Here is a 14,442-nt window from a genome sequence, read left to right as displayed (position 1 = left end):
TTAAATGCTTTGTCAAACTTCTTCCGTTGCCCCATAGAAATTCCCTCCACCTTTTATTATAGAGGGTTTCTCTGTGTCCATCTATTCGGGGCAAGATCAAGGCGAACAACGCAGACAGCGCGAGTAACGCCGGTAACGCAAGCAACACGAGCAGTGCAAGCGGCGGGGCAGCAGCAGGAGACTCCGACTCGAAGGAACTGACTGTCTACACGGCTCTCGAGGACGACATCATCCAGGAGTATCTGAAAACATACAAGGAAAAGTATCCGGACGTAAAATTGAACATCGTGCGCGATTCGACAGGCGTCATTACGGCGAAGCTGCTAGCGGAGAAGGACAACCCTCAAGCGGACGTCGTCTGGGGCGTAGCGGCAACGAGCTTGCTCGTACTCGACCAGGACAACCTGCTTGAGCCGTACGCACCGGTCGGTGTAGATCGCATTCAGCCGCTGTTCAAAGACACGAACGAGATTCCTCACTGGGTCGGTATCGACGCATGGGAAACGGCGTTCGTCGTGAACAAGGCGGAGATGGAGAAGCGCAAGCTCGCGATTCCTCAATCTTACGCAGACCTGATCAAACCGGAATACAAAGGCTTAATCACGATGCCGAATCCGGCTTCGTCCGGAACGGGTTTCCTGACTGTATCGGGTCTGATTCAACTGGAAGGCGCGGATAAAGCCTGGTCTTACATGGATCAGCTGAACGACAACATTGCCATGTACGTGCACTCCGGTTCGAAGCCAGCGAAGCTGGCCGGTACAGGCGAATATCCGATCGGCATCTCCTTCGGCTATCGCGGCATTCAGGAAGCGAAGAAGGGCGCCCCGGTTGAAGTGGTGTTCCCGACAGAAGGTTCCGGTTACGACGTAGAAGCGAACGCACTCATGAAGAAAGCATCGATCAAGACGGCAGCCAAGGAGTTCCTGGACTGGGCGATTACGGACGATGTCATGAAGGAATACAACAAGAACTATGCGATCATCGCCGTGAAGAACGAAAGCGGTGCGATCCCGGAAGGTTATAAGAAAGACCCGATGTCCCAATTGATTCCGAAAAACGATCTGATCGACGCGGCCAAAAACCGCGAAAGCATTCTCGCCGAGTGGTCCAAGCGTTACGACAGCAAGAGCGAACCTAAATCTTAATCGGCAGCGGCGCAAGCCGCGTCCGTCCGCCGCGCCAAGGGGTATTCGACCTTCGGTGCGGCGGATTTATCCCATTCTCGCGGAGGAGATTCTGTATGCAATCCTACTTATCGATCCAAGGCGTTACCAAGACGTTCGGAGCTTTCACGGCGCTTAACCGGGTCTCGCTCGATATTCGCAAAAACGAATTCGTATGTTTGCTCGGCCCAAGCGGCTGCGGAAAGACGACGTTGCTTCGGATCGTCGCAGGATTGGAGCAGCCGACCTCGGGCGCCATTCTCGTGAACGGCAAAGACATTACGAAATTGCCGCCGGCCAAGCGCAATTTCGGCATGGTTTTCCAATCGTACGCATTGTTCCCGAACTTGACGGCGAGGCAGAATATCGCCTATGGCTTGAAGGGCAAAGGCTACAGCCGCTCGGAGATACGCGAGAAGACGGAGGCGGCGATCGCGCAAGTCGACTTGGCGCATGTGGCGGACCGTTATCCGTCGCACTTGTCCGGCGGACAGCAGCAACGCGTCGCGCTTGCACGGGCTGTCGTGCTCGAACCGGATTTTCTGTTGCTCGATGAGCCGCTGTCGGCGCTCGACGCCAAAGTGCGCAACCGGCTTCGCCGCGAGTTGAGAGAACTCCAAGAATCGCTTGGCATTACGACGATTATGGTAACCCACGATCAGGAAGAAGCTTTGACGATGTCCGATCGGATCGTCGTCATGAACCGTGCGGAGATCATGCAGATCGGCACGCCTACGGAAGTGTATGAGAAGCCGAACAGCCCGTTCGTGGCGGACTTCGTCGGGGCGATCAACTTCCTGCATGACCGCGATCCGGAGGCGTGTCTTGCCGTCAGGCCGGAGAATGTCACCATTTCCTCGCCAGGAGAAGGCTGGCCAGCTGTCATCCAAGACATTGAGTTCCGCGGAGCGTTCTACCGACTGACGCTGAAAACGGAAAACGGGGCTGGCGAAAGCCAGATGATTACCGTGGACGTCTCTGCGCAAATGTCGCACCAGTTGCAGCTTGCGAAGAATGCGAACGTGTCGCTCGCGTTACCCAGAGAGAATATGCTGAGCTTCGCCAAAGGGGCGGTGGTCTAAATGGCGACCGTTCTGCGACTGGCTTACCGCTCCATCCATCGCCGTTTGACCGCCGCTGACGTCATGCAACGCGTACTGATCGTACTGGCGGTATTGGCATTGTTCGGTGCGCTGCTTCTTCCGTTGTTGTTTTTGTTCGCCAAGGCGTTCCAAAATCGGGCGGGAGAGTACATCGGCTTCGATAATTTCGTTCACTACTTCAGCACCTCTTCGATGCTTCGGTCGCTGACGAATACGTTGTTCGTCTCCACGACGACGACCGTTATCTCCGTCGTACTCGCTTTTCTGTACGCGTACGGCATCATTAGAACATCTATGTCGGGCAAACGCTTTTTCAAATCCATCGCGCTTCTGCCCCTCTTCGCTCCGACGATGATGCACGCGCTGTCGCTGACGTATTTGTTCGGCAATCAAGGGCTTGTCACCCAAGGTTTCTTCGGAACCTTGCCGTTCGGAGTCAACATTCACTTGTACGGCGCTGTCGGTATCGTCATATCGGAAGTGATTTATACTTTTCCGCAGGCGTATATGATTCTCCTGACTGTCCTCGCCATTACGGATTATCGGCTGTATGAAGCTTCGCATTCGCTCGGCGCGTCCAAGTGGCGGACATTCTACTCGGTGACGCTGCCAACGGTGCGGTACGGTCTCATCAGCGCGGCTTTCGTCTGTTTCACGGCCAGCTTCATCGACTTCGGGGCTCCGCAATCGATCGGCGGCCAATATTCCGTGCTCGCGACGGACATTTACAAGCAAGTCATCGGTCAGCAAAATATGCCCATGGGCGCTACGGTCGGCATCCTGCTGACGATTCCGGCTATCTTCGCTTTTATCGTGGACCGATTCGTCGAGCGCAAGCAGCGGGCGACGCTGACGGCGAAGTCGACCGCTTATCAGATCAAACCCGGCACGGCTCGGGATCGCGCTTACTTCGTATTCTGTTCCGTTATTGCGGCATGCTTGTTGATTCCGATGCTAACAATCGTATATGCGTCTCTCGTAAAAACTTGGCCGTATAACCTGGGGCTCAGCTTGCGGCATTACGACTTCACCGACGTGGCGGCTGGCGGCATGGGGCCGTTCAAAGTCAGTCTTCAAGTGGCGGCGCTGACCGCAGTCGTCGGCACGGTCGTTACGTTCGTATTCGCCTATTTGATCGAAAAAGGCCGCGGCTTCGAACGAGTACGCCAAATCGGGCAGTTTCTGTCCGTGCTTCCGATGGCGCTTCCCGGCATGGCGCTCGGTCTGGCCTATATTTTCTTCTTCAACAAACCGGACAACCCGCTCAACTTCATGTATGGGACGATTGCGATTCTCGTTCTTGTTAATGTGGTCCACTTCTATTCGGTTCCGTTCATTACGGCGACCGCGTCTCTCAAGAAGCTGGATAAGGAAATCGAAGCCGTATCCGAGTCGATGAACGTGCCGTTTTATCGGACGTTCCTGGCCGTGACTGTACCGATGTCGCTGCCGGCGATTCTCGAGATTGCGATGTATTATTTTGTGAATGCAATGGTTACGATCTCCGCCGTTGTATTCCTGTACGCGCCCAACCTCAAGCCGGCGGCCGTGTCCATCGTTAACATGGACGACGCGGGGGATGTTGCTGCTGCGGCGGCGATGTCGGTGCTTGTCGTTGCCGCGAACCTCGTCGTTCGTTTCTTGTACGAAGCGCTCGTCAGAGGCGTCCGCAAACGGACGCAGATGTGGTACGGTGCTGCTCGGGATTAGGAGAATAATGCTGCAAGCGAGGCGGATAGCCAACCAGTGGCCCTTGACGGTATAATTAACTATAAATTTGGGGACTGTTGGAAGGAGTTTTCAGCTTGTCACTCGTAGGCGAGGAACGTAAAGCGATTATTCTCGATCAGCTCAATCAGGAAGGGCAAGTGAAAACCTTCGATCTGGTTAAACGGCTGGGCGTGTCCTCCGAGACGATCCGCAGGTATTTGGAGGAGCTCGAGGAAGAGAATCGGTTGAAGCGCGTATACGGCGGGGCCGTCAAAATCAACCTGGGCGGAGAAGAGCCGTCCTATCTCAAGCGGGAAGTACTGTTTGCTGACGAGAAGCAGCGTATAGGCAAGAAGGCGGCTACTCTTGTCGAGGATAACGATGTTATTTTTATCGATGACGGTACGACGCCGCTGCAGATGATTCAATTCTTGATGAACAAGAGCCACCTGACGGTGCTCACGATATCAATACCGGCGATGCACCAACTGGTCGAATACAAGAACAAGGACTTGTTCTCCGGCGAGATTTATTTTATCGGGGGCAAGGTCAACGCGACGCATTCCCGGGTGACCGGCTCGATCGCCGAGAAAATGGTGTCGTTGTTCCATGTAGATAAGGCATTTATCTCGATCGACGGCATCGTGCTGAACAAGGGCATCACCTCCATCGACGCGGAGCGGGGGCAACTGCTGGCCCGGGTGATCGAGAATGCCAATCAGACGATTGTCGTGACGGATAGCTCGAAGATCGGCTCGACGCAGTTGTACCGGATCGCCGGCTGGCGAGAAGTCGACATCGTCATCAGCGAGGTTCCGTTGCCGAAGGGCTGGAGCCAGTTGCTGGATGAGCACGGCGTTGAATGGGTGCTCGCGGAGTAGGCGGAAGTTGGTGGTGGGCGATGCGGCCGGCGATAGATCGACTGAGTGTTAGATCGGTTCGTGGGTAGCCGGCTTGTGCGAAAGAACGTCGACGCGCGTCAGTGTGCGGTTTGAGAGGGCTCATCCCTAGTAGCGGGGATGGGTTTTTTGCTGTTCGCGGACGGGGGACAGGGAGGAGTGTGGCGGCTTTTGCGGAGAATAGCCGGGAAAAACCGGGCTACGGAGCGCGGATTGAGGCTTTTGCGGAGAATAGCCGGGAAAAACCGGGCTATGGAGCGCGGATTGAGGCTTTTGTGGAGAATAGCCGGGAAAAATCCGGCTACAGAGAACGGATATTGGCTTTTGCGTAGAATCACCGTGAAGAATCGGATTACAGGGCGCGGGGAGGCATGCACAAGCCTAGCGAGGTGCTGCTTGAGCTATTCTGGGAAAGAGATAGGAAAACCCGCTTAATTTCTCATTGACACTGATAATCATTATCACTTAAAATCAGTAATTGAAAATGATTATCAATATCAGGAGGCTGTCCCATGTCGCTCAAAAAACATATCCATGGCATTTTAGCTGTATCCCTATTCGCATCAGCGGCGCTCTTCGCGCCTGCCGCCTTGAATCCGACGGCTGCCGCTGCACCGGCTATCAAAGTCACTTTGGACGGTAAGACGCTGTCGATGGACACCGCTCCGCAAATCGTGAACAACCGACTGCTCGTCCCGTACAGCAGCGTGATCACCGCGATCGGCGGTACGGTCGATTGGAACGCGGCAACGAAAAAAGTGACGGCTAAGAAAGACGGCGTAACGGTTACATATACGGTCGGTTCGAAAACGGCAACGGTTGGCTCGGAGAAAGTAACGTTGGAAGCAGCGCCGGTTACTGTTAACAACAGAACGCTCGTGCCGCTGCGTTTTCTCGCAGAATCGTTCGGCATGTGGGTGAAGTGGAACAACACGACCAAACAGCTCGCCGTATCGACGACGCTGACCGTGCAGACGAAGACCGGTCCGCTTACGCTGAAGAAGAAGCCGACGCGTATCGTGACGCTGTCCTCTTCCGACACGGAGATCATCTCCGCGCTCGGCGGCAACGTCGTCGGTCGTTCCACCGCGATCGGCAAAGTGTACCCGGCATCCGCCGCCTCGATCCCGGAAGTCGGCAGCGCGCACGGCATCAACTTCGAGAAGCTGGCGGCGCTGAAGCCGGATCTCGTCATCGGCAGTCCCGCGCTGCAGGACAGCAAAGCGACGATCGAGAAACTCGGCGCGAAGATGCTGTTTAACTCGCACAATCTATACTCCGAGATCCAGAACTCCATTCGTCTCTATGGCCAAGTACTTGGCAAGGAAGAAGAAGCCGCCAAGCTGCTCGCCCAGATGGATGCGAAGATCCGCATCGCCGAGCAGACGAAGCTGCAGACGAAACCGAAGGCGATCATCCTGTATGGGGCACCGGGAAGTTTCGTTGTCGCGCTTCCAACGAGTTATCCGGGCAACTTCCTGGAACTTGCGGGCGGTGTGAACGCCGGCGCAGCGTTTCCTAAGAACGATCAAATGCCGCAATACGCCGACCTTAGCATGGAACGGATCGTCGCCGCGAATCCGGACGCGATCTTTCTGATCGCTCACGGTGATCCAGCCGAAATCAAAGCAAGCTTCAAGAAAGAACTGGAGTCGAACGCCGCATGGAAGAACTTGACCGCGGTCAAGAACGACAACTTCGAAGTGCTGGACAGCGAGCTGTTCGCCGCCAACCCAGGCTTGCGCGCGCCGGACGCGGTACTGAGCTTAAACAAACTGCTGCGGCAGGTGAAATAACAGCATGAACGATCCGAGAAAGCCGAAGCGGGTGCTTCTGATCGGAGTGCTGCTGGCCTTGCTGGCCATCGCGATCTTGCTAGGGCTGATGATCGGCGCGGTGCCGCTCTCGGCGAAGGAGGTATGGACGGCTCTGTTCTCCGGAACGGAGTCGGAAGCCCGCCAGATTGTATGGAATTTGCGATTTCCGCGCGTGCTGATCGGCTTGCTCGTCGGGATGAGTCTGGCGGTCGCCGGTTCATTCATGCAGGGAGTATTCCGCAATCCGCTTGCGGATCCGGGCATTATCGGCGTATCTTCAGGCGCCGGACTGGCGGCGGTAGCGGTCATGATTTTGTTTCCCCAACATATCGCGTATTTGCCGCCGGTCGCTTTCCTCGGAGCGTTGTTCGCGACGGGTGTCGTTTATTTGCTTGCATGGAAAGGCGGCGCGCCGACCGGGAGACTGATCCTGGCCGGCGTCGCCGTTAATTCGCTGCTCGGGGCCGGGATGACGGCTCTTATGATTCTGAACAGCGAGAAAGTTCAGTCCGTGCTGCCATGGCTGTCCGGCACGTTAAACGGAAGGAGCTGGCAACATTTCGACAATCTGCTGCCTTACGCAATCGTCGGCCTAGTCGCTTCCTTCTTCCTCACTAAGCAAGCAAACCAGCTCATTCTAGGCGACGAAGTCGCCAAGCTGCTCGGCAACCGGGTAGAACGAAGCAGATTGCTTGTCATCGTGGCGTCCACGTTCCTAGCAGGCGCGGCCGTCAGTACAGTCGGAATGGTCGGTTTCGTCGGATTGGTCGTCCCGCATATCGCCAGAATTTTCGTCGGCAATAATTATCGGTTCCTTGTACCGGTGTCGGCACTTGGTGGCGCTTCGCTTGTCATCCTGTCGGACACGGCGGCGAGAAGCTGGTTCGATCCGATCGAGTTCCCAGTCGGCATTCTGCTCGCCATTTGCGGCGGTCCGTTCTTCTTATATTTGCTCAGGGGAGGCATGAAAGGGTGGAAAATGTCTTAACGGCAGCCGATCTGACGTTCGGCTACGCGGATCGTCCGCTGATCAACGGCGTTGGACTGGATATCGCCAGAGGTGAGATCGTGAGCATTGTCGGACCGAACGGTTCGGGCAAGTCCACTGTGCTGCGGCTGTTGACCCGTCTCTTGAACCCTTCCGGCGGCGCCGTTTTCCTGGAGGGGGAGGCGATTGCCCGTCTGAATACGAAGAAGATCGCTCGTAAGCTGACGATGCTTCCGCAAACGCAGGACCATCTGCTTGAAATGACAGTGAGAGATCTGGTTCGCCAAGGACGGAATCCCCATCTGAAATGGTACGAGGAGTGCCGGGGCGAGCATGAGGACGTTGTGGATTGGGCGCTATCGATGACCGATTTGACAGCGTTGCAATATCGGCAGCTATACACGATGTCCGGCGGAGAACGTCAACGAGCTTGGATCGCCATGGCGATCGCGCAGAAACCGCACACGTTGCTGCTGGACGAACCGACGACGTATTTGGACATTGCTCATCAGTTGGAGATTATGGAGCTGCTACGACATCTAAACAAGACGCAAGGCATTACAATTGCTATGGTACTGCACGATTTGAACCAGGCGTCTCGTTACAGCGACCGCATCATTGCGATCAAGGACGGCCAAATTGTTCGCCAAGGCGAGCCGAAGGCGGTGTTCGACCAAGCGTTTTTCCGCGATGTGTTCTCTATCGAAGCGAAAATCCGCATGGACGGCGGCAAACCCGAATTTACACCGTACGGCGTCGTGCGCACTCGCACAGAAGAGGCGGCGGAAGCGATTTAGCTTGGATAGGAGATGACATTCTCGTGTTAGCAACAGGGAAAAAATCGATTACAGCCCTGACAGCATTTACAATGATGACGCTATGGCTTGCGGCATGCGGCAACAACGACGCCAAGTCTGGCGAGAGCGCTTCGCCTGCAATAGAATCCGCTTCCGCGTCGATGGGAGCACCCGCGGCGGAAAGGAAGCTGACGGACGGGCTCGGACACGAAGTCGCGATCCCGGCCAACCCGCAGCGCATTATCGCGTCGTATCTGGAAGATTACCTTGTGGCTCTTGGCGTGAAACCGGCCGGGCAATGGACGGTCGCGAGCGGCATTCAAGAATATTTGCAGACGACGTTAAAAGGGATCCCCACTATTCCATACGACCTGCCCTTCGAAGCTGTCGTGAGTTTCCAGCCAGACCTGCTGATCACCGGCTCGAACGGTGCGGTAGAAGGAGATAAGTACGACCAATATGCGAAAATCGCACCGACGTTTGTTCTCGGCGACGACATTGCGAACGACTGGCGTAAAGCGCTGCTGAAAATCGGAGAAGTGCTGAACAAGGATGACGAGGCGCAGAAAGTGTTGGACGACTACGAGCAGAAGGCTTCCGACGCGAAAGCGAAAATCCAGGCAGCAATCCCAGGCCAATCCGCCGCGGCGATCTGGCTTGTGCAGAATAGCTTCTTTATCGTTAGCGACCGGCTGTCGAGCGGCGCAGTGCTATACAACGATCTCGGCTTTCCGGTTCCGGACATCGTGAAGGAAATATCCGCAACGGGCACGGGGAACTGGAATCCGATCTCCCTGGAGGAATTGGCTGACATCGACGCAGACCACCTTATTGTGATCAACAGCGACAAAGGCACGGATTCCGCGATAATGAAAGAGCCGATCTGGCAAACGATCAAAGCGGTGAAAAACGGCAATGTCCACGAATACGACGCTTCTTCAAGCTGGCTGTACTACGGACCGATTGCAAGTGCGCAAATGATCGACAACGTGTTGCACGATATCGTGAAGCAATGAAGAGCATGAGGGATCCCGCCGTCCTTGAAGCGACGTACTTCCCGGCCAGCTTCAACGACCAGTGTCGTTAGCCAAGCGGCTTGTAACCCGTGCGGTCGAGCGCTTCCGCCATGATGGCATAACCTCTTCCGTTCGGGTGGAAGTGATCGAAGAACAGTAGGTCCCGCTCTCTGCCGGAGAAGGCGTCGAAGACGTTTGCTACTTTAACCGTGGCATCCTGAAAAATTTCCAATTGCGCGTTGAACCGTCTAATCCATGCGCCCGACTCGGGCACGGACGGCCATGGGTTGTACAGCCCAACGAGGCGAACCATGTAAGTGCTCTGGCTGGTTTTGAGCTTCCGGATCTCTTCCAGCATGCCCGCGATATTGTGACGGCTCTTCGCCAGCGCTTGCCGGTACGCGTCGGAGTTGCTTTGGCCTTTGGCCGCGTCGACGAGATCGTTGCCGCCTGCCGTAACCGTAATGATGTCGGCGTTGCGCAGTGTCTCCCGGACGCCATAGTTGCCTCGAATGACCGCCAATATTTTATCTGACCGCGCTCCCGACATGCCCATCTTGTCATAAACAACCTGCTGCTGCAGCCGGTGTTGGATGTCATTTGCGTACTTAGGGACGAATCCCCCGCCGAACAAATCCCCGAATCCGGAAGTCAAGGAATCCCCGATTGCGGCATAGTGGATCATTCGACCGCCGCCTTTCCTCCGTCGTTAGATACTCTCATCATATGTAGGACGACGAAGTCCGTTCTTGTGATATACGTGAAGACCCTCCCCGGAAATTGTCCGGGAAGGGTCTTCGTCATTCAAGTTGTCGTACCGCTCAGTCGTCCCGGGTCACCTTGCCGAACAACGCGAGCGCGTAAAGCGCAGCAACACCAACGACCGTGTACACGATGCGTGAGCCGACTTCTTCCGTTCCTCCGAAAATTTCACTGACGACATCGTACTTGAACAAGCCGACGGACAACCAGTTCAGTCCCCCCAGAATGACGAGCAGCAGACTTAACGCGTTAAGAGCTTTCATCCCGAAACAGCCTCCTTCATCGGGCACCAGCGCCCTGAATGGGTATAACTGCCTGACGGAAGATGCGCGGTCTTGGTGTACTTTCTACATTTATGAGGAAGAACCGGGGGTTATGTCAGGACATGCCATCCGCCTGCCATACCATGACGAATAAGTTCACCGTGCCGTGGGTCGCCCTGCGGGAATATTGATCGGTTATCCGGAAGCCGTTCTTCTCGTAAGCGCGAATTGCTCGCGTGTTCCATTGCTCAACTTCGAGGTCGACTTCGGCGCCGGGCTGACGACGAAGAGCTTCCTGAACGAGCAGTCCGGTAAGCAACGTGCCCCATCCCCGATCGCACCGATCGTGACGCAAGCCCATGCCGAGTCGTACGACGCCTTCCATCGGAAAAAGCTGCGCATACCCGACAAGCTCCCCGCTGCCTGCTTCCCGAACCGCCAAATATTGCTGCGAGCGAATGTCCGCATCGCCGAATTCCAGGCCGTCCTCCTTCATTCGCTTCCATTCCGGCCATTTGAACCGCTCGTAAGGCGAAGGATACCGCCATTCGCAGATGGCTTGCCCATCCTCCTCTGTCATTGACTCAAGCACCAGAAGCGGCCCCCGAACATCATCTTGATGCATCATCCGAAACCTCGATTCTATATTCTCACCTTGCATAAGGTCATTTGTTCCTTCATTATACCGGATTCGGAGTGGGAGAGCAGGCGGCAGCGTGGTATGATAGGGGAGTTGAATGGATTGGGAGAAGCAAAGGGGAACGATGATGGCTCGGCTGATCTTCTTGGGATGTGTGGCATATTTGGCGGTCGGGCTCGGGCAATTGGCGCTGGGAACGATTATGGAGCCGATGGTTGACGCTTACGGCGTGAAATACGGGGATGGCGGGCAGCTCGTCATGAACCAGTTTATGGGCGGGATGTTCGGGGTGCTGATGACTCCGTGGCTGATCGGTCGTCTAGGTAGGAAAAGGCTGCTGCTCGGCGCGTTTACGGTTGTTATCATTGCCGAGGCAGTGTACGCGACGCAACCGGCTTGGAGCGTAATGCTTGTTACGGCGCCATTCGCTGGGCTTGGGCTCGGGATGACGGAAGCGATCGTCGGCTCGATCGTTATTAGTTCCGCCGATCCGGAAAGAGCGAATCGGGCGATGAGCAGAATCGAAGTTTTCTTCAGCGCGGGAGCTCTCATCATGCCTTTCGTCGGTGCTTGGTTAATCGCCAATGGCATGTGGGTGGCCGCGTTTATCGTTGTCAGCGTGCTGATGGTAGTCACGTTCATGTTGTGGACGATTTTCTGGCCTAATATTGTAGGCGATAAAGGTATTGGCGGAGATTCGGCTTCAGATGAAGGGGAAGATACGGTCGGAAAGGGCGTTGTGACTGCCGCGATTCGCAGGCGCGGAAAACTTGTGCTGGCGCTCGGGGCGTTGTATTTCCTCGTTTATGTCGGGACGGAGATGAGTTTCGTGCATTACTTGCCGTCGTTGCTCGTAAACGGTAACGGCTTGTCCGATTCGACGGCGTCGCTCTCGCTTAGCGTATATTGGGGTGCGATGGTGATCGGCCGGCTCGTGTCCGGTCATGCGGCGGACCGCTGGGGCGGCGGATTGTATATGATCGTCACTTGCGTGTCGTGCGCGGTCATTTTCATCGTGCTTGGCGGATTGCATACGACCGAGGCGACTTTCGTGTTGACGCTGCTCGCGGGGCTTGCGATGTCGGGCATGTTCTCGGTGGCGCTCGTGTTCACGAACCACGTCGTGCCGGGCGTGACGGAGCGGACAACAAGCTTGCTGATGGCGAGCGGCGGTATCGGCGGCGCTTTGTTGCCGAAGCTGACGGGATGGTTCCTGGATGAGCACGGCATGGACGCGACGCGGTGGCTGTTCGCAGGCATGGCGATCGTGATGCTGGCCGTGATCGTGGCGCAGTTGACTGCGGCGCGGGGGCTGGGAGCGCGGTTGGCTCGGGGTTGAGGAACTGCAGGCTCAAGGCGAGGCGGAAAGCTAGGGATGAGGAGTTGCAGGCTCGAGGTTGGAGCGGGTTAGGGGAATGTTCTAATAAGCGAAAGCGCGGAGGTATCTCGATGAAGGTGATGGAGACGGAGCGATTGGTTCTTCGTTGGCAGTCGCCGGACGATGCGGCCTTTATGCGGGAACTGGTGAATGACCCTGACTGGATCGCGAACATCGGGGATCGGGGAGTTAAGACGGACGACGATGCGCGGAACTACATCGCGCAAGTCGCGCAAGCTTCTTACGATAAGTACGGGTACGGCTTCTACATCGTGGAGTTGAAGGTCGGCGGCGTCGACGACGAAAGCGGAACCGGAGGGAAGAGCGAAGAAGGCGTCGTGGGGAATGGAGCTGTTAGCCTCCATGGAGCCGACATGGAAAGCGTAGCGATCAACCGCCAAGTAGCCGACGGACGTCGTCATGTGCCGATCGGTATTTGCGGGCTAGCGAAGCGGGACTTCATGGCTCATTCGGACATTGGATATGCTTTTCTGCCGGCATACCGGGGACAAGGGTACGCGTTTGAGGCGGCCAAAGGCGTGTTGGCGTACGCCCGGTCGGTGCTCGGACTCAGTCGAATCGCGGCAATTGTGTCCGAAGGCAATAAAGCATCGGAACAGTTACTTGAGAAGCTTGGCTTAAAGGAAGAAGGCCTCATCCGGTACGGAGAAACCGACGAGATGATGAGATTGTACGGGATGGCGTTATAGGGCAGAGGGATGTACGGAAGAGAGCATAATTGCACGTATAGGCGAAGGAGAGATCGAAGATGAACAATATCGTTCCAATAAAGTGGGTATTGGCACGTATGTGCGAGTCGGACATCGTAATCGTTGATTGCCGATTCCAGTTGGGCAAGCCGCTGTCTGGGCGCGAGGCGTACAAGGAGTCGCATATTCCGGGCGCGGTGTATTTGGATCTGGAGCAGGACCTGTCCGCGCCGGTCGATCCGGACGGTCACGGCGGACGGCATCCGCTGCCGGATGCGGCAGTTCTGGCAGATCGGCTCGGCAAAGCAGGTATCAGCAACGAGACGCGGGTCGTCGCTTATGACGATCAAGGCGGAGCGATGGCGTCGCGGCTGTGGTGGCTCATGAAATATCTCGGCCATGAGCAAGTGTATGTGATGGACGGCGGCTTCACGGCATGGAAGAACGCCGGATGTCCGGTGTCGGCCGAGCAGAAGATCATCGTCCCTGCTCGGTTCCTGGCGACCGTGCAGCATAACATGCTGGTGGAGGTCGACGAAGTTCGCGAATCGCTGGGTACGGGACGATTCGTATTGGTGGATTCGCGAGAGGCGCCGCGATATCGCGGCGAGGCGGAGCCGATCGATCGGGTGGCCGGGCATATCCCGGGCGCGAGGAATGTTTTCTGGGCCGAGGGCCGGGGGCCCGATGGCACGTGGAAAAGCGCGGATGAGCAGGCGGCGCGGTTCGCGGGGGTTGGCTTGTCGCAGAACGACGACGTCGAGATCGTCGTGTACTGCGGCTCGGGGGTTACCGCGTGCCCTAACGTGTTGGCGTTGAGGGAAGCGGGTTTTTCCCGCGTGAAGTTGTACGCGGGGAGCTGGAGCGATTGGATTTCGTATAGCGGCAACCCCATCGCCACCCGGGATGAGGAACATCAGAGCAAGGCATAACAGTATCTGAACGACAAACAAACCGCCATCTGGCCCGAGGGCCGTGGCGGCTTGTTTTGCATGTTCAAAATCAACGTCAAGTCAACAACACCGGTCTGGCTGTCGCCCTGGAAGTACTTTTAGAGCAGGGCGACCGCTACACCCGTCATGCTCGTGTATACAGAAAAAGAGCCGGTACGCCACACCATAGCGGTGTAATGCGCCCCGGCCCTGCTCAACGAATGTTGATTCGCAAATGATTATCAACAACAATTCAACAAT

Annotated in this window: 14 protein-coding genes; 11 read left to right on the top strand and 3 right to left on the bottom strand. The window is 56.2% G+C overall.

The features are described from left to right. The first annotated feature begins 71 nt into the window (after window positions 1–71). The 8 genes from ACFPOF_RS00445 (at window position 72) to ACFPOF_RS00410 (ending at window position 9,496) form a co-directional block, all read left to right on the top strand. Window positions 72–1,148 (top strand): putative 2-aminoethylphosphonate ABC transporter substrate-binding protein, encoded by a 1,077-nt coding sequence (locus tag ACFPOF_RS00445; RefSeq protein WP_378128532.1) that lies wholly within the window; start codon window positions 72–74, stop codon window positions 1,146–1,148. A 95-nt stretch (window positions 1,149–1,243) separates the two neighbouring features. Then, on the top strand, window positions 1,244–2,248 hold the full coding sequence (locus tag ACFPOF_RS00440; RefSeq protein WP_378128528.1) for an ABC transporter ATP-binding protein: 1,005 nt from the start codon (window positions 1,244–1,246) through the stop codon (window positions 2,246–2,248). Then, entirely contained in the window at window positions 2,249–3,979 is a 1,731-nt protein-coding gene (locus tag ACFPOF_RS00435; RefSeq protein WP_378128526.1) for a putative 2-aminoethylphosphonate ABC transporter permease subunit, read from the top strand. 95 nt (window positions 3,980–4,074) lie between these two features. Continuing rightward, window positions 4,075–4,860: a DeoR/GlpR family DNA-binding transcription regulator gene (locus ACFPOF_RS00430; RefSeq protein WP_378128524.1), complete on the top strand. Its 786-nt coding sequence runs from the start codon at window positions 4,075–4,077 to the stop codon at window positions 4,858–4,860. A gap of 530 nt (window positions 4,861–5,390) precedes the next feature. Beyond that, window positions 5,391–6,674 (top strand): ABC transporter substrate-binding protein, encoded by a 1,284-nt coding sequence (locus ACFPOF_RS00425; protein WP_378128522.1) that lies wholly within the window; start codon window positions 5,391–5,393, stop codon window positions 6,672–6,674. Window positions 6,675–6,678: 4 nt separating this feature from the next. Next, window positions 6,679–7,683 carry a FecCD family ABC transporter permease gene (locus ACFPOF_RS00420; RefSeq protein ID WP_378128520.1) on the top strand — a complete coding sequence of 335 codons (1,005 nt, stop codon included), beginning with the start codon at window positions 6,679–6,681 and terminating at the stop codon, window positions 7,681–7,683. Continuing rightward, the gene (locus tag ACFPOF_RS00415; RefSeq protein WP_378128518.1) at window positions 7,668–8,480 is read left to right on the top strand and encodes an ABC transporter ATP-binding protein; all 813 of its coding nucleotides are present in this window, start codon (window positions 7,668–7,670) and stop codon (window positions 8,478–8,480) included. Before ACFPOF_RS00420 ends, ACFPOF_RS00415 begins: the two co-directional genes overlap by 16 nt. 23 nt (window positions 8,481–8,503) lie before the next feature. Beyond that, window positions 8,504–9,496 carry an iron-hydroxamate ABC transporter substrate-binding protein gene (locus ACFPOF_RS00410; RefSeq protein ID WP_378128516.1) on the top strand — a complete coding sequence of 331 codons (993 nt, stop codon included), beginning with the start codon at window positions 8,504–8,506 and terminating at the stop codon, window positions 9,494–9,496. 67 nt (window positions 9,497–9,563) lie between these two features. Here the strand turns inward: ACFPOF_RS00410 and ACFPOF_RS00405 are convergent, their stop codons facing one another. The 3 genes from ACFPOF_RS00405 to ACFPOF_RS00395 all read right to left on the bottom strand — a co-directional run bounded on the left by ACFPOF_RS00405 (window position 9,564) and on the right by ACFPOF_RS00395 (window position 11,149). After that, on the bottom strand, window positions 9,564–10,181 hold the full coding sequence (locus ACFPOF_RS00405; protein WP_378128514.1) for a GDSL-type esterase/lipase family protein: 618 nt from the start codon (window positions 10,179–10,181) through the stop codon (window positions 9,564–9,566). 136 nt (window positions 10,182–10,317) lie between these two features. Continuing rightward, the gene (locus ACFPOF_RS00400) at window positions 10,318–10,521 is read right to left on the bottom strand and encodes a DUF378 domain-containing protein (protein WP_378128512.1); all 204 of its coding nucleotides are present in this window, start codon (window positions 10,519–10,521) and stop codon (window positions 10,318–10,320) included. Between the two features lie 115 nt (window positions 10,522–10,636). Next, window positions 10,637–11,149 (bottom strand): GNAT family N-acetyltransferase, encoded by a 513-nt coding sequence (locus ACFPOF_RS00395; RefSeq protein WP_378128510.1) that lies wholly within the window; start codon window positions 11,147–11,149, stop codon window positions 10,637–10,639. Window positions 11,150–11,258: 109 nt separating this feature from the next. Between ACFPOF_RS00395 and ACFPOF_RS00390 the strand changes: the two genes are divergently transcribed. The 3 genes from ACFPOF_RS00390 (at window position 11,259) to ACFPOF_RS00380 (ending at window position 14,181) form a co-directional block, all read left to right on the top strand. After that, window positions 11,259–12,500 (top strand): MFS transporter, encoded by a 1,242-nt coding sequence (locus tag ACFPOF_RS00390; RefSeq protein ID WP_378128508.1) that lies wholly within the window; start codon window positions 11,259–11,261, stop codon window positions 12,498–12,500. Window positions 12,501–12,610: 110 nt separating this feature from the next. Further along, window positions 12,611–13,249 (top strand): GNAT family N-acetyltransferase, encoded by a 639-nt coding sequence (locus ACFPOF_RS00385; RefSeq protein ID WP_378128506.1) that lies wholly within the window; start codon window positions 12,611–12,613, stop codon window positions 13,247–13,249. A 59-nt stretch (window positions 13,250–13,308) separates the two neighbouring features. After that, a complete protein-coding gene (locus tag ACFPOF_RS00380; protein WP_378128504.1) occupies window positions 13,309–14,181 on the top strand; it encodes a sulfurtransferase in 873 nt (290 codons plus the stop codon). Window positions 14,182–14,442 lie beyond the last annotated feature (261 nt).

It is taken from the genome of Cohnella soli (genome assembly GCF_042655525.1).
In the GTDB taxonomy this organism is placed as follows: Bacteria; Bacillota; Bacilli; order Paenibacillales; family Paenibacillaceae; genus Cohnella; species Cohnella soli.
The sequence above is the reverse complement of the archived record's forward strand: the minus strand, read 5'-3'. Positions and strand labels throughout refer to the sequence as shown.